A 24,358-nucleotide genomic window follows, 5' to 3' on the forward strand; every position below is an offset into this window, starting at 1 on the left:
TATGGCTTAAATTTCTGCTATAATCGCCTATATTTACCCTATTTGAATCAACAAGGCTTTAGCATGTCTACTATTTTATTTGAACTTGGCACCGAAGAATTGCCCCCAAAAAATCTAAAAACATTGCGCGATGCACTTAACAACCATGTCACCCAATCGCTAACAGATGCCAATATTCGCTTTGATACCATTAAAAGCTTTGCCGCCCCGCGTCGCCTTGCCTTACAGATTCAAGGAATTAGTGAAAAACAGCCCGATAAAATCGAACAAAAACGCGGTCCTGCAGTCAAAGCTGCCTATGATAAGGACGGTAATCCAACCAAAGCGGCACAAGGGTTTGCCCAAGGCTTGGGTATTGACGTCAAGGATTTGATTACCATCAAAGGTGATAAAGGCGATTATATCGGCTATGAAATGAATGTTATCGGTCAGCCTGTGGCTGAGTTACTGCCGAGTATTTTTCAAAAAGCCTTAGATGAGTTACCGATTGCCAAACGCATGCGCAGTGGCGCAGAGCGTTCTGAGTTTGTTCGCCCTGTCAAATGGTTGGTGCTACTAAAAGACGACCAAGTGCTGCCAGCAACGATTCAAGGGTTAACGTCGGGTGAGACAGGATCGCAGGGCGTTGAACTCGGTCGTTATAGTCTCGGACATCGTTTCCATCATCCTGATAAGGTTAGAATTGACACGGCGGACAGCTATGAGCAAAACCTTGCCGAGGCGCACGTCATCGCTGATTTTGACAAACGCCAGCAGCTTATCAAAGAACAAGTGCAACAGCTTGCCGATGAAGTAGGTGCGACTGCTATCGTACCGCAAGATTTGCTTGATGAAGTCACTGCGCTGGTCGATTATCCAGTAGCACTACGCGCAAGCTTTGAGCCACGATTCTTACAAGTGCCGCAAGAGGCCTTGATTAGCACCATGCAGGCGGATCAAAAATATTTTTGTTTGACTGACAGCCAAGGTAAATTACAGCCTTATTTTATCTTTATCAGTAACATCGACAGTAAAGATAAAGCGCAAGTGATTGCCGGTAACGAAAAAGTGGTACGTCCACGCCTTGCCGATGCTGAATTTTTCTTTTTACAAGACCAAAAACAGCCATTGTTTGCGCTGACTGAAAATCTCAAAACCCGCTTATTCCAAGATAAGTTAGGGACAATTTGGGAAAAATCTGAGCGTATTGCCAAGCTAGCTGCCTTTATTGCTACCCAAATTGGCGAAGACGTTGAGCAAACGGCACGGGCAGGCTTGCTGTCAAAAGCAGACCTTGCCAGTACCTTGGTGGGTGAGTTTCCAGAATTACAAGGCGTGGCAGGGACTTACTATGCGCGTTTAAACCAAGAGCCAGAAGCGGTGGCGGCGGCAATCGAAGAGCAATATCTGCCAAAATTTAGCGGTGATAAATTACCGGCGACCAACATTGGAACGGCACTGGCATTAGCAGACCGTTTGGATACGCTGGTCGGTATTTTTGGCATTGACCAAGCGCCAACGGGTTCAAAAGACCCGTTTAGTCTGCGCCGCGCGGCGATTGGGGTACTGCGTATTTTGATTGAGAAACAACTGCCACTAAATCTAGTAGTATTGCTTGAGCAAGCTTTATTGGGTTATGTAGGCAAAATTGATGACTTACCAAAAACTTTTAAACAAGTGATGGAGTTTATCAATTCACGCTACCGTGCCATGTATGAAGACCAAGGCGTGAGCGTGGATACAATTATGGCGGTACAGGCGCTACAACCGCAAGTGCCAATGGATTTTGACCATCGTATCAAAGCCGTCCAAGCTTTCCGTGATTTGCCACCCGCCAAACAACTTGCCGAGGCCAATAAACGTGTTGCCAATATTTTAGCCAAGGCTGAGGGTGAGATTGCAAGCCAAATACAAACGGCTTATTTACAAGAACCTGCCGAAAAAGCATTGTACCAAGCGGTGCAAACTGCAGCGCAAAGTATTGAGCCGCATCAACACACTGACAACGCCAACTACACCCAGATTTTACAATCGCTAGCCACGCTGCAGCAACCATTGGATGACTTCTTTGAGCAGGTAATGGTGAATAGTGAAGATGCTAACCTCAAAGCCAATCGGTTGGCGCTACTAAAAAAAGTGCGTGGGTTGTTTTTAACGGTTGCAGATATCAGTGAGTTACAGTTATAAGCTAATTTAGATACGAGTCAACGCTTTAATCATATGGCTTTAATCATATGGCTTCGATACTATGGCTTTAATACCCCTGCTTTAATATCATTGGTTAAACCCATACTGACAACGGTCATTATGGGTTTTTTTACAAGCTAAAGATACTTTTACGCTTGTTTTTGCTAAATTAGCAGGCTAGTTTACGCGTATTTGATACTATTGTAAGGATGTTTTTGTCTGAATTGCTCTCTAGGGTTTAGGATGGTATAAACAGTATAACCAATATAACCAAGTTCAAAGCTTTTGGTAAATTGTGTATTTAACGGTGGGGTTTTAGCTATTATTTATTTTTTTTAATTTATCTTTTCTAATTTATCTTGGTCTAGGGTAATTACGTGAAAGTCAGCAATAACGATAGCTTGTTTCGATATATGGTGCATACCAAAAGGTATCGGCTTCTTTTACAAAGCTTAGTGGTGCTGTGTTTGTCTGTGCTAGCGTTTGTGGCTATCAATGTATATATTGCGCGCTTCTTGACCCAGTCTACCCAGCATATGGATATCATCGGCAACATCAGTGATTTGACGCTTCAGATAGCAACCGGTGCGCAGTATCTAACGATAACGCCACACAACGATAGACAACAGATCATTGAAACCTTACAAAAACAGGCGGCTGAGTTAGACGGCTATATGGCACAGTTGTCCCGCTATCCAAAGCAAGAAACGGCGATGGATGAATTTGCCATTATTTGGCAAGACTATCGCCAAAGAATCGCGCAAATCTCTGAGCAAGATGAAAAAGGCAACGTTGAATTGGCTGAGTTCGCTTATCATAACCAAGGCAAAATTTGGTCATTGATGAATATTGGCTACGACACTTATCTCAATGACACCTACCGTACCGCAGATTATTCGCGCTATTTGACCTACTGCAGTTTTTTTGCCTTGATAGCCTATATCATCTTTTTTATCCATTACACCATCAGACAGATGTATCACGAGGATGTGGCGATTGATAAAGCGCAGACCGATATGCGCGATATCATGAACACAGTCAAAAAAGGCTTGTTTCTCATCGATGATAAAATGGTCATTGGTGAGCATTATTCAAAAAAACTAGAGCAGTTATTGGGGCGCAAGCAGTTAGCTGGGCTGACATTACCCCAGCTGTTACAAAATATGGTCAGCGAAAAAGACATCACAGCGACACAGCATTTTATCAATTACCTGTACCAATCCAACGTGGATGAAGAGTTGATTCAAGATATCAACCCACTTAAAACAGTCGAGTTGATTTTTTTAGATGAAACAGGCGTTACCAATAAAAAATACCTGCATTTTGAATTTTTACGGGTGGTTAAGAGCGAGAATAAAAAATCCATTCATCTATTTGTCAGCGTGGTAGATATTACCGAAACGGTGCTTTTAACAAAGCAAATCGATAAGGTAAAAGATGAATACCATAAATTTATCAGCCGTGCCGTCTATCTATTAAGTTTAGATACGCAAACAGTTGATGATTTTATTGCCACCAAAAGAGCCACTGTCGCGGCTATAACCGATATCTTATATGGGCAGGTATTGGACAAAGAACAGTTAGTGACAAAAGCCAAGACCTTGCTAACAATAACACAAACACTAGCAGATGATACCCAAGTTTTACGTCTCAAACAATATGATGATATTGTCAATAGTTTGGTGTATGAGCTAAAATGTTTAACGCGGTTATCCCATATTCAAACCAATGATTTTACTAGCTTTATCCTTAAACTTGATTCCTATCAAGAAATGTTAAATTTAACTGAATATTTAATCAATGAACAAGCCGAGCAAGCCTGATTGGTTACCTAAAAAAAATTAAAACTTTCATTAGTTATATTTTACGACGTACTATCTTATATCTGTGTTAAACACTGGCTTTTAAACGCCAATTCACCACAAATAGATATTCCAAAACACAGCATTAATGTTCCAATAATGCTCTATTGTGAATTTGCAAAACTGATTAATAACTCGTTACAATGCAAAAGAGATTTTTTTTGCTAATTAAACTAAATTAAAGGAATATATATGAGCCCACCGCATCGCCCAGAAACGCTCGCCATTCATGCAGGGTACGAACCAGAACCGACCACCAAAGCTGTCGCTGTCCCTATCTACCACACCAGTTCGTATGCCTTTGATAACACCCAACACGGTGCTGACCTTTTTGATCTTAAAGTTGCCGGCAATATCTACACCCGTATCATGAACCCAACCAATGCGGTGCTTGAAGCGCGTATGGCAGCGTTAGAAGGCGGCATCGGTGCATTGACGGTGGCATCCGGGATGGCGGCGATTACTTATACCATCCAAACCCTATGTGAGGCAGGCGATAACATCGTCTCAGTATCAACTTTGTATGGCGGTACTTACAACTTATTTGCCCATGCGTTGCCACGTCAAGGTATCGAAGTGCGTTTCTTTGATTATACCAAACCTGAGACTTTGGTTGATTTGATTGATGAGCGTACCAAACTGATATTTGGTGAAAGTATTGGTAATCCATTGGGTAACGTGCTGGATATCGCAAAAATTAGCGAACTTGCTCATAGCAAAGGCGTACCTGTAGTGATTGATAACACCGTCGCCACGCCAACATTGTGTCGTCCATTTGAGCATGGGGCTGACATTGTGATTCATTCATTGACCAAATATGTGAGTGGTTCGGGCACTTCGGTGGGTGGTGTGATTATCGATAGTGGTAAATTTGATTGGGGCGCTCACAAAGAACGTTTCGCGATTTTAAATACCCCAGATGCCAGCTATCATGGTGTCAATTTTGTCGAAGCCATGGGTGCTGCGGCGTTTATTGCACGTGCACGCGTTGCGCCCTTACGTAATACCGGTGCGGCACTAAGCCCAATGAATGCTTGGCAAATTATGCTTGGGCTAGAGACGTTAGCCTTGCGTATGGAGCGACATTGCCAAAATGCCCAAGCCGTGGCAGAATTTTTAAACCATCATCCACAAGTGGCTTGGGTCAAGTACGCAGGATTAACCGACCATCCAGAGCATAAGCTTGCGCAAACATACTTTGGTGGTAAGCCATCAGCGATTCTAACCTTTGGGTTAAAAGGCGGCCGTGAAGCAGGGGCGAAATTCATTGATGCGCTACAATTAATTACCCGTCTGGTCAATATTGGTGATGCCAAGTCACTTGCTTGCCATCCCGCCACTACCACGCACCGCCAGTTAAATGCTGAAGAGTTGCAAAAAGCAGGTGTCAGCGAAGACATGATTCGTTTATCCATTGGTATTGAGCATATTGAGGACATCAAAGCTGACCTTGAGCAAGCGTTAGCCGCAGCCAATTAATCGCTTCATCTACAAATAATCGCTTCACATAAAAAAGCGAGCCTTCAACTCGCTTTTTTGAATTTAAAAAAAAATTAGACAAAAAAATACCCCAAATTTATGGGGTATTTTTAATAAGTCTACAACCTAGCGGTTGTCGCTTATTATTTAGCTGCTGCTGCTTGAGCCGCCGCCACTTCTTCAGCGAAGTTTTCTTGTTTTTTCTCGATGCCTTCACCCACTTCTAAGCGTTTGAATGCTTTAACCGTCATACCTTCAGATTTTAATATATCGCCAACTTTTTTCTCGTTGTCGATAACGTAAGGTTGGTTCAACAAAGTCACTTCGTTCAAGTATTTTTGTAGACCACCGGTGATCATTTTTTCAATCACGGCGTCTGGTTTGCCAGATTCTTTTGCTTTCGCTTCGATGATGTCTTTTTCACGCGCTAGCGTATCAGCAGGTACATTCGCTTCATCAACCGCGATTGGGTTGAAGGCCGCAACTTGCATCGCTACGTGTTTTGCGGTGTCTGCATTACCGCCTTCAACAGAAACCACTACACCAATACGAATACCGTGACGGTAAGAGGCTAGGTTGTCACCTTCAATCACTTCTGCACGACGTACTTGGATGTTTTCGCCGATTTTTTGTACGAGCTCAACACGGGCTTCTTCAACCGTTTGACCATCGCCATACGGCAATGCAGAGATAGCCGCTACATCAGTGGTATCGTTAGCAAGCGCCAGTTCAGCTACTTTGTTTGCAAATGCGGTGAAGTTAGCATCTTTTGCCACGAAGTCAGTTTGACAGTTTACTTCAAGTAGTAAGGCTTTGTTACCTTCTTGAGCGATAATGATAGCACCATCAGCAGCAATGTTACCTGCTTTTTTAGCAGCTTTTGCTTGACCTGATTTACGCAGGTTATCGATTGCGGTTTCGATGTCGCCGTCTGCTTCTTGCAGGGCTTTTTTACATTCCATCATACCAAGACCTGTACGGTCACGTAATTCTTTTACCAGTTTTGCACTAATTTCTGCCATGAGATACCTCAATTGATTATCATTATAGATGAGAATTGGGTTGTTTATTGTCTAAACATTTGAAGATTAAAGGACAAAAATGGGTGATTTTTGCCCTTTAATATTACGCTACAAATTCGAATTTTTAGAAGCTAATTTTGTGTTTACTCATCAAAGTTAGTTTATAAAATTTTGATGACAGTATCATAACAACCCAAGCAATGCGCTGCTATGATACTACGGTAACCCTTATTCTGCCGCAGCTTCTGCGGGTGCTTCAGTTACTGCTTCTTCTTGATTTGCTGCTTTGCCGCCTTGAGTTTTAGCGTATTCTTTACCAGCGATAATTGCATCTGCAACCGCTGATACGTATAGCGTTACCGCACGAATCGCATCGTCATTGGCAGGAATGACATAATCTACGTCATCTGGGTTTGAGTTTGTATCAACGATACCAATAACAGGGATACCTAAGTTTTTTGCTTCTTTGATTGCAATCGCTTCATGGTCAACGTCAACCACAAAAATTGCATCAGGTAAACCGTTCATGTTTTTGATACCGCCTAAGGCACGCTCAAGTTTTTCCATTTCACGAGTACGCTCTAACGCTTCACGTTTGGTTAACTTAGCAAACGTACCGTCTTCAGCTTGTTTTTCGTATTCTTTCAAACGCGTAATTGACTGACGGATGGTTTTCCAGTTGGTTAACATACCACCTAACCAGCGATGGTCAACATACGGCATACCAGCGCGAGCGGCTTGTTCGCTAATAACATTGCTTGCTGCACGTTTAGTACCAACAAATAGTACTTTGTTGCCACGTGCTGCTTCACGGTTAACGAAGTTTAGTGCTTCGTTCATCGCTTTAACTGTATGCTCAAGGTTGATGATGTGGATTTTGTTACGTGCACCAAAAATAAATTTGCCCATTTTTGGATTCCAAAAACGAGTTTGGTGACCAAAGTGTGCACCGGCTTCTAAAAGATCACGCATTGAAACTTGGGTAGGATTAGCTGACGCCATGAGATTTCCTTAAGTAAAGTTGGGTTATGCCTCCACATTACCGATTAAGCCGATTTGCAAACACGCATCAAAATCTACAGGATTTTAATTAATCAAATTTGCAAACACCCAGCTTAACTCTTATCAAGCTTGTCAGCTTGAAAATAGCAATGTGTGTGTCATGTTAGTAAATAAAAAAAGCAATTTGCCATTTCAAGATAAAATGACAAACTGCTATTTTAACATATTTTTATATGGTTAAGCTATATGTTTTAGCAAAATCACATGGCGATTATTCAACCAATCCGATTAAGTCACCATAACCTTCTTGTTCCATTTCATTCACAGGAATGAAACGTAGCGACGCGCCATTGATGCAATAGCGCATGCCGCCAAGCTCAGGAAGACCGTCATTAAACACATGGCCTAAATGCGAATCAGCAACACGGCTACGCACTTCAGTACGTCGCATACCGTGACTATCATCAAACAATTCATTGATTACCGCTGTATCAATCGGTTTGCTAAAGGCGGGCCAACCACAACCTGAGTCATACTTATCCGATGAGCTAAAAAGCGGCTCACCGCTGACAATATCCACATAGATACCACGTTCAAATTGGTGATCATATTCATGACTAAAAGGGCGTTCAGTGCCGTTTTGCTGTGTCACATAATATTGCTCATCATTCAAATTTGCCTTGATTTCAGCTTCAGACGGTCTTACATACTTCTGTGTATCGATATTAATTGAATTAGCCATAGACGTTCCTAACCCTTGTTGTCATTGTAGAACATCACAATAGTTACAACCCGTCCAAAATTCAAGTAACAACTGTTTAAACAAATAGTAGTTTTGTGAAAAAGGCGAAAAGGGCTATAATACGTGTTCTTAAATTTTTGCAAAATCAGATAATTATTGTATGAAAACACTATTAAATAACCCTGAAGCCGTTGAAAAAATGCGCGTCGCTGGTAAATTAGCCGCCGACGTTTTAGTGATGTTAGATGAATATGTCAAAGAAGGTGTAACGACAGGGGCATTAGACAAGCTTGCCCATGACTATATTGTCGATGTCCAAAAAGCCATTCCTGCCAATGTCGGCTATCATGGCTACCAGCATACGCTTTGTACTTCAATCAACCATGTAGTTTGTCATGGTATTCCCGATGATAGCCGTATCCTAAAAGATGGCGATATCGTCAATATTGATGTCACAGTGATAAAAGATGGCTATCATGGCGATACTTCAAAAATGTGGATTATTGGTGAAGGCTCAATCATGGCGCAGCGTATCTGCAAAATTGCCCAAGACGCACTATATGCAGGGATGAAAGCCGTTCGCAATGGCGCCTATGTAGGCGATATTGGCGCAGCGATTCAAGCGGTGGCAGAGCCAGAGCGTTTTAGCGTAGTAAGAGAATATTGCGGACATGGGATTAGTGACGTATACCATGATGAACCACAAATTCTGCACTATGGTAAAAAAAATACCGGTCTACAACTGACGACAGGCATGACATTTACCATTGAACCAATGATTAACCAAGGTGTATGGCAAACCAAAACTTTACCCGATAAATGGACGGTAATTACTAAAGACCGTAAATTGTCAGCCCAATGGGAACACACACTGATGGTTACAGAAAACGGCTGTGAAGTGTTTACCAAGCGTCCAGAAGAAGATTTGAGTTTTTTAAACAGTTAAAATACGAATAAAATCATGGGTATAAAAGAAAGTTAGTAATTATTTTAAAATTATTTATATTTTTCTGTTGACACCCATTACAATTCACGTATAATACGCCACCACTGAGCGACGAAGAGTTTACAAATAAGTAAAACAAGTTACGAAGCTTAGAAAGAATTAAAATAAAGCTTGACAGCGTAAAACAAAACGTATTACAATATCAAGCTCACCAGATGATAGACGATATCTTTGGTACATTAAATAACAACGAACACAAGAACAACTTGTGTGGATTTTCACTTAGGGCGATAAAATTAAGACTTTAATTAATTGTATTGTCAGAGTGAAGATACTCGTAAGTTTATTTGAGCAAAGACAGTATAAATAATTGAGTCAACAAATTAAATCTATTGACATCGCATAGCGACGACAATAGATAGAAAGATTAAACTGAAGAGTTTGATCATGGCTCAGATTGAACGCTGGCGGCAGGCTTAACACATGCAAGTCGAACGATGATTATCTAGCTTGCTAGATATGATTAGTGGCGGACGGGTGAGTAACATTTAGGAATCTGCCTAGTAGTGGGGGATAGCTCGGGGAAACTCGAATTAATACCGCATACGACCTACGGGTGAAAGGGGGCGCAAGCTCTTGCTATTAGATGAGCCTAAATCAGATTAGCTAGTTGGTGGGGTAAAGGCCCACCAAGGCGACGATCTGTAACTGGTCTGAGAGGATGATCAGTCACACCGGAACTGAGACACGGTCCGGACTCCTACGGGAGGCAGCAGTGGGGAATATTGGACAATGGGGGCAACCCTGATCCAGCCATGCCGCGTGTGTGAAGAAGGCCTTTTGGTTGTAAAGCACTTTAAGCAGGGAGGAGAGGCTAATGGTTAATACCCATTAGATTAGACGTTACCTGCAGAATAAGCACCGGCTAACTCTGTGCCAGCAGCCGCGGTAATACAGAGGGTGCGAGCGTTAATCGGAATTACTGGGCGTAAAGCGAGTGTAGGTGGCTCATTAAGTCACATGTGAAATCCCCGGGCTTAACCTGGGAACTGCATGTGATACTGGTGGTGCTAGAATATGTGAGAGGGAAGTAGAATTCCAGGTGTAGCGGTGAAATGCGTAGAGATCTGGAGGAATACCGATGGCGAAGGCAGCTTCCTGGCATAATATTGACACTGAGATTCGAAAGCGTGGGTAGCAAACAGGATTAGATACCCTGGTAGTCCACGCCGTAAACGATGTCTACTAGCCGTTGGGGTCCTTGAGACTTTAGTGGCGCAGTTAACGCGATAAGTAGACCGCCTGGGGAGTACGGCCGCAAGGTTAAAACTCAAATGAATTGACGGGGGCCCGCACAAGCGGTGGAGCATGTGGTTTAATTCGATGCAACGCGAAGAACCTTACCTGGTCTTGACATAGTGAGAATCCTGCAGAGATGCGGGAGTGCCTTCGGGAATTCACATACAGGTGCTGCATGGCTGTCGTCAGCTCGTGTCGTGAGATGTTGGGTTAAGTCCCGCAACGAGCGCAACCCTTTTCCTTATTTGCCAGCGGGTTAAGCCGGGAACTTTAAGGATACTGCCAGTGACAAACTGGAGGAAGGCGGGGACGACGTCAAGTCATCATGGCCCTTACGACCAGGGCTACACACGTGCTACAATGGTAGGTACAGAGGGTTGCTACACAGCGATGTGATGCTAATCTCAAAAAGCCTATCGTAGTCCGGATTGGAGTCTGCAACTCGACTCCATGAAGTCGGAATCGCTAGTAATCGCAGATCAGAATGCTGCGGTGAATACGTTCCCGGGCCTTGTACACACCGCCCGTCACACCATGGGAGTCTATTGCACCAGAAGTAGGTAGCCTAACGCAAGAGGGCGCTTACCACGGTGTGGTCGATGACTGGGGTGAAGTCGTAACAAGGTAGCCGTAGGGGAACCTGCGGCTGGATCACCTCCTTAACTAAAGCACTAAGTGAGAATTCACAGCAAGTTGTTCTTGTGTATAAATAAGCTAATTCGAGGGTTACGGCTTCAGAATTTACTTCGTAAATTCTCTTGCACTCGGGCAAAGCGATGCTTTGCTAATCCTCGTTCAGGGTCTATAGCTCAGTTGGTTAGAGCACTGCCTTGATAAGGCAGGGGTCATAAGTTCAAGTCTTATTAGACCCACCATTTAACCAGAGGTTAAATGCTTTAGAATTTACTTCGTAAATTCTCTTGCGCTCGGGCAAAGCGATGCTTTGCTGATCCTTGCTCAGGGGCCATAGCTCAGTTGGTAGAGCGCCTGCCTTGCACGCAGGAGGTCAGGAGTTCGACTCTCCTTGGCTCCACCATAATTAGCTTAACGTTATAAAGCAGACAGAGTAATTTAGTAAGTATTAAGAGATTACTTCAATCTGTTTTATCAGAAATCACGACCTGACGAGGGTCTGATAATTCAATAACAACATAGAGAAATGAGTCTGGGTTAATTATCAAGTTCCAACGAAGATAATTAACCTTAGTAATCAGCCAATCAGACCCAAAGAAATGATTGGAATAACTGATTACTTAAAAGTAAAGAGAACTGAATCAAGCGTAAACATAGGTGAAGATCGTTACCATTACCTATACGACCCTTTAGGGTTGTATAGTCAAGTAATGAAGTGCACATGGTGGATGCCTTGGCAGTCAGAGGCGATGAAAGACGTGACAGCCTGCGAAAAGCGTCGGGGAGGCGGCAATATCCTGTGATCCGGCGATATCTGAATGGGGAAACCCACTTGTCATAAGACAGGTATCGTAAATTTATTTACGAGGCAAACCGGGAGAAGTGAAACATCTCAGTAACCCGAGGAAAAGACATCAATAGAGATTCCCCTAGTAGCGGCGAGCGAACGGGGAGGAGCCGACTGATTATAATTTAGAGGAATGACTTGGAAAGGTCAATCGTAGAGGGTGATAATCCCGTACTCGAAAGGTTATAAGAAGCATATTAAGTAGGGCGGAACACGAGAAATTCTGTCTGAAGATGGGGGGACCATCCTCCAAGGCTAAATACTCCTGACTGACCGATAGTGAACCAGTACCGTGAGGGAAAGGCGAAAAGAACCCCTGTGAGGGGAGTGAAATAGAACCTGAAACCGTGTGCATACAAGCAGTCGGAGCGGACATGTTCCGTGACGGCGTACCTTTTGTATAATGGGTCAGCGACTTATATTCTGTAGCAAGGTTAACCGAATAGGGGAGCCGTAGGGAAACCGAGTCTTAATAGGGCGTCTAGTTGCAGGGTATAGACCCGAAACCGAGTGATCTATCCATGAGCAGGTTGAAAGTGACGTAACAGTTACCGGAGGACCGAACCCACTGTCGTTGAAAAGCCAGGGGATGACTTGTGGATAGGGGTGAAAGGCTAATCAAACTCGGTGATAGCTGGTTCTCCCCGAAAGCTATTTAGGTAGCGCCTCGGACGAACACCATTGGGGGTAGAGCACTGTTTCGGCTAGGGGGTCATCCCGACTTACCAAACCGATGCAAACTCCGAATACCGATGAGTGATATCCGGGAGACAGACGGCGGGTGCTAACGTCCGTCGTCAAGAGGGAAACAACCCAGACCGCCAGCTAAGGCCCCAAATTCCTAGTTAAGTGGGAAACGATGTGGGAAGGCACAGACAGCTAGGAGGTTGGCTTAGAAGCAGCCACCCTTTAAAGAAAGCGTAATAGCTCACTAGTCGAGTCGGCCTGCGCGGAAGATGTAACGGGGCTCAAACTAGGAGCCGAAGCTGCGGATTTAATTGTTTCAATTAAGTGGTAGGGGAGCATTGTGTAAGCCTGTGAAGGTGTGTTGTAAAGCATGCTGGAGGTATCACAAGAGCGAATGCTGACGTGAGTAACGACAAAACGGGTGAAAAGCCCGTTCGCCGGAAGACCAAGGGTTCCAGTCCAACGTTAATCGGGGCTGGGTGAGTCGACCCCTAAGGCGAGGCCGAAAGGCGTAGTCGATGGGAAATCGGTTAATATTCCGATACTTGTTTATGATGCGATGGAGGGACGGAGAAGGTTATGCCAGCTTGGCGATGGTTGTCCAAGTGGAAGGATGTAGTTAGGTTTAGTAGGCAAATCCGCTAGACTATTAATGAGATCTGATAGCAAGCTGTACTTGTACAGCGAAGTGGCAAATACCCTGCTTCCAGGAAAAGCTTCTAAGCGATAGTCATAAAGAAATCGTACCCGAAACCGACACAGGTGGTCAGGTAGAGAATACCAAGGCGCTTGAGAGAACTCTGCTGAAGGAACTAGGCAAAATGGTACCGTAACTTCGGGAGAAGGTACGCTGCCGATGGTGAGTAGACATGCTCTACAAAGCTATTGGCAGTCGCAGATACCAGGCCGCTGCAACTGTTTATTAAAAACACAGCACTCTGCAAACACGAAAGTGGACGTATAGGGTGTGATGCCTGCCCGGTGCTGGAAGGTTAATTGATGGGGTTAGCGTAAGCGAAGCTCTTGATCGAAGCCCCAGTAAACGGCGGCCGTAACTATAACGGTCCTAAGGTAGCGAAATTCCTTGTCGGGTAAGTTCCGACCTGCACGAATGGCATAATGATGGCGGCGCTGTCTCCAGCAGAGACTCAGTGAAATCGAAATCGCAGTGAAGATGCTGTGTACCCGCGGCTAGACGGAAAGACCCCGTGAACCTTTACTACAGCTTTACATTGAACTTTGACCTTACCTGTGTAGGATAGGTGGGAGGCTTTGAAGCAGGCACGCCAGTGTCTGTGGAGCCATCCTTGAAATACCACCCTGGTAATGTTGGGGTTCTAACTCAAGCTTAACAGAGCTGAGGACAATGTATGGTGGGTAGTTTGACTGGGGCGGTCTCCTCCTAAAGAGTAACGGAGGAGTACGAAGGTGCGCTCAGAACGGTCGGAAATCGTTCGAAGAGTATAAAGGCAAAAGCGCGCTTAACTGCGAGACCCACAAGTCGAGCAGATACGAAAGTAGGTCTTAGTGATCCGGTGGTTCTGTATGGAAGGGCCATCGCTCAACGGATAAAAGGTACTCTGGGGATAACAGGCTGATACCGCCCAAGAGTTCATATCGACGGCGGTGTTTGGCACCTCGATGTCGGCTCATCTCATCCTGGGGCTGAAGCAGGTCCCAAGGGTATGGCTGTTCGCCATTTAAAGAGGTACGCGAGCTGGGTTTAGAACGTCGTGAGACAGTTCGGTCCCTATCTACCGTGGGCGTTGGAAATTTGAGAGGATCTGCTCCTAGTACGAGAGGACCAGAGTGGACGAACCTCTGGTGTTTCGGTTGTGACGCCAGTCGCATTGCCGAGTAGCTATGTTCGGATGGGATAACCGCTGAAAGCATCTAAGCGGGAAGCCCACCTTAAGATTAGATTTCCCTAAAGAGCCGTTGTAGACTACGACGTTGATAGGTTGGGTGTGGAAGCATAGTGATATGTGTAGCTAACCAATACTAATTGCTCGTTTGGCTTGACTATACAACGCCTAAATGGCTTTGTAGGTAATAACGATATTCACCTCGCTTGATATAGCTCATACTTTACTTCTAAAACAACTCATTTCTCTATCCCCCTTTGCTGACGATAATAGCTTGGAGGTCCCACCTGATCCCTTCCCGAACTCAGAAGTGAAACTCCAATGCGCCAATGGTAGTGTGGTTCGCCCATGTGAGAGTAGGTCATCGTCAGCTCCCTATTCCAAACCACCCTCTTTATTCGTTTAAAGGGGGTGTTTTTTTGCTTTGTGGGTTTGCAACAATCTAAGTTATGAATATTGGTAATTAAAAAATTGGGATGAAAGCCTTCTAATAAAGGCTTCCATTTCAAACATCTATGCCAAAATTAATCGATTTTTTCTACATTAACTTTCATATCTTTTAATTCAAATGGCGCGAAGAAAGTCGCAAAAGCAACATCCGCAGCATCCCTTCCATAACCTAAAATCACACGACCGCCTTTTGGCGCAGATTGCGTGGCGTCAAATGTGTACCATCGATCGCCAATAAAAACCTCATACCATGCATGTAAGTCCATTGGGTCAAGTTGATATAAGTAGCCAACCACCATGCGAGCGGGCATATCTAATGCCCGTGACAGGCTAATACCCAAATGGGCAAAATCACGACAGACGCCTTTTTTATGTTGCCAAGTGTCTAGTGCTGTGGTCTCTGCTGTACTACTCCCATATTGGTAAGTAAAGTTTTGGTGAATATAGGCGCAAATTGCCGCCGCTTTGTCATAACCTTCGGCAAAATCTTGGGTTATCATTTGGACTTCTTGAAGTAGAAATTCTGGCAGACAATAGCGACTGGGTAACAAATATACCATTGTATCTGAAGGCAGCTGCTCAATCGGTGTTTTTGGCATACCGGGTGCGACATCTATCCATTCGCTAGTATATAGTTCAACTGTTAGGCTAACTTGGTAATCCCCCATCGGAAATAAAACCCTGTCACATAAGTTACCAAAATTGTCGTTATAGCTTGTAACTGGTAAGGGTGGCGTTACTTGCCATTCTTCTTGAGTGATCTGCTGTGCTAAACCTGATTGCGGTCTTAGCAGAAACACTGCAGGGGTTGGCTGGGAAAAGTGATAATCGAGTTGGCAAGTGGCGCGTAATTTCATCATAGATTTTTCATCAAATAAGGTGACAACACTAACTAAAAATTGCAAGGTGGCGTGGTTGCTGCAAAAAATAGCAGAAGTCTTAGAATTTATGCCATTATCAGTAAAATGGCAATCAATATTTATAGATTTTATTTGCCCTTAAATTCGCATGATTCAAAGCTTGTTTATCAAGGGCTATCAATGCTCGCGGCAGTATAGATTGTGAAAATTCTAGGATTAATCTATGGTAGAATGAGGAAATTTTTTAAAACCCATTACCACCATGACATCACCTAGTTCAAATCAGCGCTCTGATAAATTTGCTAGCCATTTAGAAGGGTATGCCGCGCAGACCAAGGGAAAAACGGGTCTCAAACGCATCATTAATGCCGCAGGTTACTCAAAAGATGGTTTAGTTGCGGCATATCAAAATGAAGCGGCTTTTCGACAGGTTGCATGGCTCAATAGCATTTTATTAATTGCGCTGATTTTTTTACCTTTTATGATGCCGATTAAAATGATATTGGTGTTTTCATCGTTTTTTTCTCTGATCGTTGAGTTGTTTAATACCGGTATTGAAGCGTCGATTGACCATACATCGACAGAACGTCATCCGTTGGCAAAGATTGGTAAAGATGTAGGTTCTGCCGCGCAGCTATTAGCCTTGACGATGCTGTTTTTGTTATGGATGATGGCGCTATATACGACTTTTATTAATTTCTATTAATCAATGCTGGGCTAATTTTGCAATTAAGTAGAACCAATTTTCTATGAGCATCTATATCGGAACAGGGGGATACAGTGATACGGATTTTTTGGGAATCCTATATCCCGCTGACACCAAAAAAACCGAATTTTTAACCGAGTATAGTCGTCATTATGCCACTGTTGAAATCAATAGTAGCTTCTATGCGCCTTTAGGTCGAAAAGCGTATGAAGGTATGCTCAAAAAATCCAATGGGCAGCTAAAATTTTCGATTAAGATTCACCAAGATTTTACCCACCGATTAACCGCCACTGCAGAGACCGCGCAAGCTTTTTTGCAGGCGATTGAACCTATCTTGACGGCAGATTGCTTGGCTGCGTTATTGATTCAATTTCCGCATGGTTTTGATAGAACGGTGGCACATCGTCAGTATTTGGCAACCTTGACCAGTTGGTTTGATGGGTTACCATTGGCGATAGAGTTTCGCCACCAAAGCTGGCATATCCCGCAAGTTTACGCCAGTTTTCAGCAGCAAAATTTGATTTGGTGTAGTGTGGACTACCCAAATATTCATGGTTTACCGCCCAGTCGGCTGTTGTTTACTAGCCGCATCGGTTATTTACGCATGCATGGGCAAAACTTAGACTGGTGGGATGCCCATTCGGCGGCCGAGCGGCATGATTATCGCTACAGTAATGTAGAAATGCAAGCTTGGGCAAAGACCATTGCCAATCAACAAGCCAATTTTGATACCTTGTATATTTACTTTGAAAATACGGTAAAAGGTCACGCGGTGTATAATATTGAGATGCTCACACAAGCGCTCATAACCGAAGGTATCACAGTCGTCAGTCCGTTGATAGCGAATGATGAATAACTAAACAGCAGCTATCAACAAAATCATTCACTTGAAAATGTAATTTTTGCTATCATAAACAGTTTTACTTTTCATCATTTAAATTTCTAATTTGGAAGCATGGTTAAGCGGTATGACTGATTTTGCGATTGGACAACGTTATCTGTCGGATACAGAGAATGAATTGGGGCTGGGCGTCGTCGTGCTCGTTGATGAACGCTGCGTGCATATTTTGTTCCCGCAAAGTGAAGAAACGCGTGTGTATGCCAAGACATCGGCGCCTTTGTCGCGTGTGACTTTCAAAGTCGGGGATACCATACATGACCAAGATGGCGCATCGTATGTGGTCAGCGATTTTGAAGAGACCAATGGCGTCTATAAATACTCGGTTGAAGGTCATGACCGTGCGATTATGGAAACGCGCCTTGCGGCTAATATTAATTTGGCAAAACCACTTGAGCGCTTGCTTGCCAGTCGTATCCACCAAAATGATTGGTACGAACTGCGCCAAGAGCTACTGCGTACCCAAGCCTATTTGGCGTCTCATCCACTAAGAGGCTTGATGGGTGCACGTGTCGATATTATTGAGCATCAGCTGTATATCGCCCATGAAGTAGGTAAACGTATCGCGCCGCGCGTGCTGCTTGCCGATGAGGTAGGGCTTGGCAAGACGATTGAAGCGGGTCTCATTATTCACCAGCAACTCATCACCGGCAAATCTGAGCGTATTTTGATTTTGGTACCTGATAGTTTGCAGTACCAATGGATGATTGAAATGCGTCGTCGTTTTAATCTTGAATTTGCTATTTTTGATTTGGTCAGAACCGCAGCGATTGCAGAGCATGACCCTGAGCAAAATCCTTTTACGACTGAGCAGTTGATTATTGCCAGTATCGATTTGCTACTCGACCATGAAGATTTGCATGAAAAAGCCTTGGAAGCGGGGTTTGATTTGCTGGTTGTGGATGAAGCGCACCATCTGCATTGGGACAGTGAGCAAGGGGGCAATGACAAATACGATTTGGTTGAAGATTTGGCTGAACAAACCGCAGGTGTTTTGTTACTCACAGCAACCCCTGAGCAGTTAGGTTTAGAAAGCCATTTTGCGCGGTTACGATTGTTAGATCCCAATCGTTTTAATGATTTAGACGACTTTATCGATGCAGAAGAAAATTTTGCGCAAACCGCAGCAATTGCTGAGGTGTTATTGAGTGACCAATCGCTATCAGATAACCAAAAATCAGCGTTAGCTCAGTTGTTAGGTCACGACATCAGTGATGACGAGCAAGGTCGTGCGCGCGCCATCAATGAATTGTTAGATCGTCATGGTACTGGTCGTGTGCTATTTCGCAACACCCGTGAGAGCGTGTCTGAGCTTATTTCTGGCTTCAAAGGTCGGCGCTCAATGGCGTATCCGCTGCCGCTACCGATAAGTTGGCAAGACAGTTATCACACCCAAGGTAAATTGCGCGAACAATTATGGCCAGAAGAGTTACAGCCCGATGGCAGTTGGCTGGAACAAGACCCGCGAGTGCCTTGGTTGGTTGATTTGCTTAAAAACACCTTAAAACATCAAAAGGTGCTACTGATTGCGCGCAGTGGGGCAACGGTTGAGAGTTTAGAGGCAGTATTACGATTGCATGCGGGCATTAAAACCGCGATTTTTACTGAGCAGATGACCCTACTGGAGCGCGACCAAGCGGCTGCGTATTTTGCCGATATTGAAGGCGCGCAAGTATTGTTGGCGTCTGAAATTGGCTCTGAGGGGCGTAATTTTCAGTTTGCCAGTGATTTGGTGTTGTTTGATTTGCCCGCCAATCCTGATACATTAGAGCAGCGGATTGGCCGCCTTGACCGTATCGGTCAGCAAAACGAGATCACCATTCATGTGCCTTTTGTCGAAGGCACGGCAACTGAGCGTATGTACCGCTGGTATAACGAAGCGCTAAATATTTTTAACCAAATCTCACCCACGGCGCAAACCGTTCAAGAGCAGTTTATTGTGGATTTAAAACCGCTACTTGAAGGGCAAAAAGTCGAAGATGAGGGTCAAGAAATTACTTTAGATCAGTTGATTGAAGAAGGCAACGCCCAGCGCATCGCACTAGAAGCAGCCATGCAAGCAGGGCGTGACAGACTGCTTGAATACAATTCTTGTCGCCCGCGTGTGGCCAGTAAAATCGCTTACACCATGCGTGATTTTGATGATACCCACATGTTGCCACGTTTGTTTGAACGCTTTATGTCGTCCATCAATATGGAATATAGTGGACAGCGTGATGGCTCATTGATGCTGCATCCGAGCGATGAAGTGCAAGTGCAAGGACTGGCCGTACCTGAAGATGGTATGACCTTGACCTTTGAGCGTGACCAAGCGTTACTACGCGAAGACATGGAATTTATGACTTATGAGCATCCTTTGATGCAAAGTATCTTTGAAACGGTCAACGCAGGCACGTTTGGTAATACCACGGTTGCAACTTTGCAAAGTAATGCTATGCCTGAAGGACTGGTATTGGTCGAAGTCAATTTTCGTGTTGAAGCGATTGCGCCAAAGCTACTTAATTTACCCGCATTTTTGCCAAAGCCGCTCATTCGGGTGTTTTTAAGCCAGCAAGGGACTGATTTTAGCGATAAAATTGCGCCTGATATGATTGTGTCGCATATTCATCGTTTGGATAAAACCCGAGCGCGTCAAGTCATCAAAGCGCGTAAAGACATCATCGAAGTGCGCTATGAGCAAGCAGTAACATTGGCAAACCAGCAATTACCTGCGATAAGTGAGCAAGCCAAAGAGGTATTTAATCAGCGCTATGAGCGTGAAGTGGAGCGCCTGCAATATTTGCAATCCATCAATCCGAATGTACGAGACGCAGAAATCAATCAATTAAAACGTTTGCAAGAACAAGGCTTACATGCACTAGGTCATTTATCCTTAATTCCTGATAGTATCCGTGTGCTAGTCGCTGTCAAGCCCGCTTAATTGTTGTTTTGAATTTAGGTTAATTTAGGTTAAAGGTCAGCTTATATTAGGCTGACCTTTGTTATATGTTTGCATTTTTCATTTTGTGGTTAAGACTAGTTGTTAGGTTTAGTTATCATGTCTAGTTAGCAAAGCTAGTTATTTACACCTCAGGATTCACCACACTCATACTAAATTTAAGTCCGATACTAAGCAGTACAATCGCCAGTGGCAACAGCACCATCGCAATGCGTTGGGTTTTATACCTAACAGGCGGCTCCTTACTGACTTTAGATAATAAAAAACATAGCATACCCGCGACCAATGTCAAAATCCCTAGACCTAAACAAAGAAAACCTAAATAATTCATCTGTTTACTCACTACCCATACATATATGTTTGACGGCTGTAAATTACATACCACCACGACCCATCTATATTTGTTGAAACAAGATTGTTGCCTCAGACAACTTTGATTATAATCTAACAAGACTCATAGGACATGGGATTTATTTTTAGCCGCAATACAAGGATGGTGATATGAGTGGCTCAACGCTACAGACTTTGGACATACAACATCTACACCAGCCCCCGTTTGATACACTAAGCGCTCAGCAGCGAACCCATCTGCAGCAGCACAGTAAAATCGTCTATTTGGACAAATTGCAGCCTATACCCACTGGATGGCAAGGGGATTTTTTTATTATCCTTAAAGGCTTTGTTCATCAGTTACAAGGCGATGCGTTGATTTCTACCTTAAATGCAGGCGATTGGTTTGATACCAAGGTCAGGCAAAACAGCGTGTTCAACTTTATCACCCAGCAGCAAAGTCTGATGTACCGTATCGATGGACAAGTACTAAGTGCTATCACTGAGCAAAATCCCACCTTAAAAAACGCCTTGTTTGCCGATGTCGCTGCCCGTCTCAACCATCACCAAGCCCGCCTTGCCCAAAGTGAAAGTCAAAAACTGCTATATCAACCGATTGCCAATTTGGGGCAGCATATCAAACCGCCGCATTTTGTCGATGATACGGCAACGTTATACGATGCCACCATGGCGATGAACCAATTTGACATCAAGCATATTTTGGTTAAGTCACAAGCGCGAATGACCGAAGCAGAGCGTGACAAACTCATCGCACAAGGCGTCGAAAAATCCACCATCGCAGCGTATGTCGAGCGCATCGGTATTTTTACCCAAACCGATGTGTGCCGAGCGATTGGGCAAAAAGTTGATTTTGCCACTACGTCTGTGCTGGACTTTACCAATTTTAAAATCCATACCGTGCATCAATCGCAAGATGTGAGTGAAGCCTTGCTGACCATGTTACAAACTCGTACGCACCGTTTACCCATTATTGATAGTCAAGGTCAAATCATTGGGATTTTGGGACAAACCGAATTACTGAGTTTTTTAACCAACCATTCCAATCTTATTGTTGCTCGTATTGAGCAAGCGCAGAGCCTAGAGGATGTTGCGGTGGCGGTGGAATTGATTGGTAAATTTATCCGTGAGCAGCACGCGAGCGGCATCAAAATCCATGTTATCAGCCGTATGGTGCAAAGCTTGAATTTACAAGTGTTCGCCAAGGTATGGCAGCTGATTGTGCCTGCTATCACCTTCTACAATACCTGTCTGTTTGTGATGGGCTCAGAAGGGCGTGGTGAACAAATCTTGCGTACTGACCAAGACAACGCGCTAATTATCCGCAATGGTTTTAAAGATGACAATCTGCCCAGCTATGCGGCGCAGTTCAATGAGGCATTGGCGAATATGGGTTATCCCTATTGTGATGGCAAGATTATGCTTAGCAACGAGCGTTGGCGAAAAACTTCAACCGCCTTTGAAAAACAAATCACCGCATGGTACGTGAGTGGCAGTAGTGAAGATATGATGTGGATTGCGACCTTAGTCGATGCGCATTTTGTTTGCGGCGATATTAAGCTCTTTGAGCAGCTGCAAAAACATTGGCAAGTCAGCGCGAAAAATGTGGCGACTAGCAACTTTATCAACCGTTTTGCCAAACCAATTTTGCAATTTGGCGATAGCAGTGGTTGGTGGCAAAAATTTGTCGGTGGCAGTGAGACTGATATTGACCTAAAAAAAGCAGGGATATTCCCGATTGTCCATGGCGTGCGAGCATTGTCATTGGAATATCATATCACTGAGACCAATACCAGAAGCCGACTGCAGCAGCTAGCACAGCAAAACGTGCTAGATGACACCATGGCGCAAAATCTGGCAGAAGCACTGGATTTTTTTATGGCAAAACGACTGGATGTGGCATTGACCACCCAGGATAGAACAGCGCGAGCGGTAAATCCCAATCACTTATCAGCACTGGAAAAAGATTTGTTAAAAGAATGTTTGGCGATGGTCAAAGATTTTAAAACCTTTATTACCCATCATTATCGTCTAGATATTTTTTAACTAAATAGATATTTTTTAATTGAAGATATTTTTTGACTAAATAGATAGTGTTAATTGCTTAGAGAAAAGCCATGTTTCATCGCATCAAAAATCTGTTCGACGGTCAAAAACTTGAGCGACAAAAACAGCGGCTCAGCAAGCCGGAGTACGCTTATCTGTTTGATACCCAGCTATCTAAAGTCCCCAATGAGTGGGTGAGCCTAGACCTAGAAATGACCGGGCTTAATGCCAAACAAGATTATATTTTAAGTGTCGGTGCAGTACAGGTACGCAAAGAAAGTAACGGGTTTGTGATTGATACCGGTAGCGCGCTGTCCTTGGTATGCCGTCCGCCTGTGATGCCAACCCATGACACCATTGTGATTCACGGATTAAGACCGATAGATGTCGACAATGGCTTATCGTATGACGAGATGCTCAGCCAATTATTGCCAATGCTTAAAAACCGTCCGATAATTGGGTTTTGTGTGGACATGGACATGGCGTTTTTAAATGCCATTGCCAAACCGTTTTTGGGGGTGGAACTGGCTAATAAACTTGTCGATGTCAGTCGCTTGTATCAACAAAATCAGCATCGACATGACCCCAGCCAAGTTGGGCAGTTACCACACCTCAATCAACTGCTAGAAGAATACCAAATCCCGCGATTACCTGCCCATAATGCCCTCAATGATGCCATCATGACTGCCATGTTATTTACCCATCTAATGAAGTCATAGCAGGCTTATGAAGTCATAAAAGCTAACCGACATAAAAAAACTCTCATCATGAGAGTTTTTTATTTAAAGATGACTTTATTTTTTACTGGGAGCGGCGTCTGCGCCTTTTGGCTTGATGCCTGCTTCTTGGGTTAATTGCATCAACATGGTACGGGCTTCTTCAGCAGATTTTTGCGCTTTTTCCATTGACTTAGCAATTTCTGGATTGGTCTCTGGGGTTGCCGTTGGTTTTTTGATTAAAGCCGCCGTACCGGCACGGCTATTGGTAATACTTTCAACCATTTTATCGCGGGTTTGTGCGACACGGGGGTCATTAAATTTTAATTTGTTAAGCGTGGCTTTTTGCAAATCTAACTGTGCCACCACTTCTTTAAAGAAAGCTTGTTGGTCAGCAGGCGTTTTGGCGTTTTGCATTTTTTTTGCCATTTCTGCTTGTTTGGCTTGGGTATTGCGGTCAAGCTCGTTTAAGGTTTTAAATAGCTGAGTCAAATCTGCTTTTAGGGCAAGATTAGGGGCCGCAGCCGCGGCATTATTGGCGGCAACTGTAGGCGCGCTGCTAACGTTGGCGGTTTTTTCTGCAGTCGCTGGCGTGGTGACAGTTGTCGTGGCTGACGAAGCAGCGGTGGTAACGGCAGCACTAGCAGGCGCGCTAGAGGTGGCTTGGGATGCTACCACAGGTGCGGTAGTCGTAGAGGTTGATGTGGTGGTGGTCGTCGTTGCAGAAGCAGTGGTGGTTGCGGCTTTATCATCTTTTTTTGAGCATGCAGATAACGCTAGCACAAGACTCATAGCGCCTATAGTCATGGCAGAGGTGGCGATAGATTTGTTTAACATAGAGTTTTT

At 44.1% G+C, this 24,358-nt stretch carries 15 protein-coding genes, 2 tRNA genes and 3 rRNA genes; 14 read left to right on the forward strand and 6 right to left on the reverse strand.

From position 1 onward, the window contains the following. Positions 1-63: 63 nt before the first annotated feature. The 3 genes from glyS (at position 64) to RNZ41_RS01380 (ending at position 5,507) form a co-directional block, all read left to right on the forward strand. Positions 64-2,166: a glycine--tRNA ligase subunit beta gene (gene glyS / locus RNZ41_RS01370; RefSeq protein WP_314027390.1), complete on the forward strand. Its 2,103-nt coding sequence runs from the start codon at positions 64-66 to the stop codon at positions 2,164-2,166. 377 nt (positions 2,167-2,543) lie between these two features. After that, positions 2,544-3,989 carry a hypothetical protein gene (locus tag RNZ41_RS01375; RefSeq protein WP_314027391.1) on the forward strand — a complete coding sequence of 482 codons (1,446 nt, stop codon included), beginning with the start codon at positions 2,544-2,546 and terminating at the stop codon, positions 3,987-3,989. A gap of 231 nt (positions 3,990-4,220) precedes the next feature. Beyond that, on the forward strand, positions 4,221-5,507 hold the full coding sequence (locus RNZ41_RS01380) for an O-acetylhomoserine aminocarboxypropyltransferase/cysteine synthase family protein (protein WP_314027392.1): 1,287 nt from the start codon (positions 4,221-4,223) through the stop codon (positions 5,505-5,507). Between the two features lie 143 nt (positions 5,508-5,650). Here the strand turns inward: RNZ41_RS01380 and tsf are convergent, their stop codons facing one another. The 3 genes from tsf to msrB form a co-directional block, all read right to left on the reverse strand. Then, a complete protein-coding gene (gene tsf, locus RNZ41_RS01385) occupies positions 5,651-6,529 on the reverse strand; it encodes a translation elongation factor Ts (protein WP_050324910.1) in 879 nt (292 codons plus the stop codon). Between the two features lie 228 nt (positions 6,530-6,757). Next, positions 6,758-7,531, reverse strand: coding sequence for a 30S ribosomal protein S2 (rpsB, locus tag RNZ41_RS01390; RefSeq protein ID WP_050324911.1), 774 nt, complete (start codon positions 7,529-7,531; stop codon positions 6,758-6,760). Between the two features lie 271 nt (positions 7,532-7,802). Continuing rightward, positions 7,803-8,273 carry a peptide-methionine (R)-S-oxide reductase MsrB gene (gene msrB / locus RNZ41_RS01395; RefSeq protein WP_065253765.1) on the reverse strand — a complete coding sequence of 157 codons (471 nt, stop codon included), beginning with the start codon at positions 8,271-8,273 and terminating at the stop codon, positions 7,803-7,805. Positions 8,274-8,433: 160 nt separating this feature from the next. Here msrB and map point away from each other — a divergent pair, with 160 nt between their 5' ends. The 6 genes from map (at position 8,434) to rrf (ending at position 14,923) form a co-directional block, all read left to right on the forward strand. Then, on the forward strand, positions 8,434-9,219 hold the full coding sequence (gene map / locus RNZ41_RS01400) for a type I methionyl aminopeptidase (RefSeq protein ID WP_062332270.1): 786 nt from the start codon (positions 8,434-8,436) through the stop codon (positions 9,217-9,219). 429 nt (positions 9,220-9,648) lie between these two features. After that, positions 9,649-11,180, forward strand: a 16S ribosomal RNA gene (locus RNZ41_RS01405). A 136-nt stretch (positions 11,181-11,316) separates the two neighbouring features. Next, positions 11,317-11,393 (forward strand) — tRNA-Ile (locus RNZ41_RS01410). Positions 11,394-11,478: 85 nt separating this feature from the next. Then, a tRNA-Ala gene (locus RNZ41_RS01415) sits at positions 11,479-11,554 on the forward strand. Between the two features lie 298 nt (positions 11,555-11,852). Beyond that, positions 11,853-14,711, forward strand: a 23S ribosomal RNA gene (locus RNZ41_RS01420). A gap of 98 nt (positions 14,712-14,809) precedes the next feature. Beyond that, positions 14,810-14,923 (forward strand): 5S ribosomal RNA (gene rrf / locus RNZ41_RS01425). Together the 16S, 23S and 5S rRNA genes with 2 tRNA genes alongside form the textbook arrangement of a ribosomal RNA operon. A 151-nt stretch (positions 14,924-15,074) precedes the next feature. Here the strand turns inward: rrf and RNZ41_RS01430 are convergent. Further along, complete coding sequence (locus RNZ41_RS01430) at positions 15,075-15,860, reverse strand: transglutaminase-like domain-containing protein (protein ID WP_216635158.1); 786 nt, start codon at positions 15,858-15,860, stop codon at positions 15,075-15,077. 262 nt (positions 15,861-16,122) lie between these two features. On the opposite strand from RNZ41_RS01430, the gene RNZ41_RS01435 reads away from it, so the two are divergent. The 3 genes from RNZ41_RS01435 to rapA all read left to right on the forward strand — a co-directional run bounded on the left by RNZ41_RS01435 (position 16,123) and on the right by rapA (position 20,384). Then, entirely contained in the window at positions 16,123-16,566 is a 444-nt protein-coding gene (locus RNZ41_RS01435) for a diacylglycerol kinase (RefSeq protein WP_257619734.1), read from the forward strand. Between the two features lie 43 nt (positions 16,567-16,609). Further along, positions 16,610-17,422 (forward strand): DUF72 domain-containing protein, encoded by an 813-nt coding sequence (locus RNZ41_RS01440; protein WP_100285164.1) that lies wholly within the window; start codon positions 16,610-16,612, stop codon positions 17,420-17,422. A 112-nt stretch (positions 17,423-17,534) separates the two neighbouring features. Further along, on the forward strand, positions 17,535-20,384 hold the full coding sequence (gene rapA / locus RNZ41_RS01445) for an RNA polymerase-associated protein RapA (RefSeq protein WP_312176619.1): 2,850 nt from the start codon (positions 17,535-17,537) through the stop codon (positions 20,382-20,384). 142 nt (positions 20,385-20,526) lie between these two features. Here the strand turns inward: rapA and RNZ41_RS01450 are convergent, their stop codons facing one another. Beyond that, entirely contained in the window at positions 20,527-20,733 is a 207-nt protein-coding gene (locus tag RNZ41_RS01450) for a hypothetical protein (protein WP_076776500.1), read from the reverse strand. Between the two features lie 170 nt (positions 20,734-20,903). Here RNZ41_RS01450 and RNZ41_RS01455 point away from each other — a divergent pair, with 170 nt between their 5' ends. Both RNZ41_RS01455 and RNZ41_RS01460 read left to right on the forward strand, forming a co-directional pair. Next, a complete protein-coding gene (locus RNZ41_RS01455; protein WP_314027394.1) occupies positions 20,904-22,796 on the forward strand; it encodes a putative nucleotidyltransferase substrate binding domain-containing protein in 1,893 nt (630 codons plus the stop codon). 71 nt (positions 22,797-22,867) lie between these two features. Beyond that, entirely contained in the window at positions 22,868-23,515 is a 648-nt protein-coding gene (locus RNZ41_RS01460; RefSeq protein WP_314027395.1) for a 3'-5' exonuclease, read from the forward strand. 75 nt (positions 23,516-23,590) lie between these two features. Here RNZ41_RS01460 and RNZ41_RS01465 read toward each other — a convergent pair whose 3' ends face one another. Further along, entirely contained in the window at positions 23,591-24,349 is a 759-nt protein-coding gene (locus RNZ41_RS01465) for a hypothetical protein (RefSeq protein ID WP_060994502.1), read from the reverse strand. Positions 24,350-24,358 lie beyond the last annotated feature (9 nt).

It is taken from the genome of Moraxella sp. DOX410 (assembly GCF_032248735.1).
GTDB lineage: Bacteria > Pseudomonadota > Gammaproteobacteria > Pseudomonadales > Moraxellaceae > Faucicola > Faucicola tetraodonis.

What these genes read in the sequence shown, in the direction of transcription:
- rpsB (WP_050324911.1), bottom strand. Translation starts at nt 7,531, where the DNA reads ATGGCGTCAGCTAATCCTACCCAAGTTTCAATGCGTGATCTTTTAGAA.
- RNZ41_RS01450 (WP_076776500.1), bottom strand. Translation starts at nt 20,733, where the DNA reads ATGAATTATTTAGGTTTTCTTTGTTTAGGTCTAGGGATTTTGACATTG.
- RNZ41_RS01435 (WP_257619734.1), top strand. Translation starts at nt 16,123, where the DNA reads ATGACATCACCTAGTTCAAATCAGCGCTCTGATAAATTTGCTAGCCAT.
- RNZ41_RS01455 (WP_314027394.1), top strand. Translation starts at nt 20,904, where the DNA reads ATGAGTGGCTCAACGCTACAGACTTTGGACATACAACATCTACACCAG.
- msrB (WP_065253765.1), bottom strand. Translation starts at nt 8,273, where the DNA reads ATGGCTAATTCAATTAATATCGATACACAGAAGTATGTAAGACCGTCT.
- RNZ41_RS01460 (WP_314027395.1), top strand. Translation starts at nt 22,868, where the DNA reads ATGTTTCATCGCATCAAAAATCTGTTCGACGGTCAAAAACTTGAGCGA.
- RNZ41_RS01440 (WP_100285164.1), top strand. Translation starts at nt 16,610, where the DNA reads ATGAGCATCTATATCGGAACAGGGGGATACAGTGATACGGATTTTTTG.
- RNZ41_RS01465 (WP_060994502.1), bottom strand. Translation starts at nt 24,349, where the DNA reads ATGTTAAACAAATCTATCGCCACCTCTGCCATGACTATAGGCGCTATG.
- map (WP_062332270.1), top strand. Translation starts at nt 8,434, where the DNA reads ATGAAAACACTATTAAATAACCCTGAAGCCGTTGAAAAAATGCGCGTC.
- tsf (WP_050324910.1), bottom strand. Translation starts at nt 6,529, where the DNA reads ATGGCAGAAATTAGTGCAAAACTGGTAAAAGAATTACGTGACCGTACA.
- RNZ41_RS01380 (WP_314027392.1), top strand. Translation starts at nt 4,221, where the DNA reads ATGAGCCCACCGCATCGCCCAGAAACGCTCGCCATTCATGCAGGGTAC.
- rapA (WP_312176619.1), top strand. Translation starts at nt 17,535, where the DNA reads ATGACTGATTTTGCGATTGGACAACGTTATCTGTCGGATACAGAGAAT.
- RNZ41_RS01430 (WP_216635158.1), bottom strand. Translation starts at nt 15,860, where the DNA reads ATGATGAAATTACGCGCCACTTGCCAACTCGATTATCACTTTTCCCAG.
- glyS (WP_314027390.1), top strand. Translation starts at nt 64, where the DNA reads ATGTCTACTATTTTATTTGAACTTGGCACCGAAGAATTGCCCCCAAAA.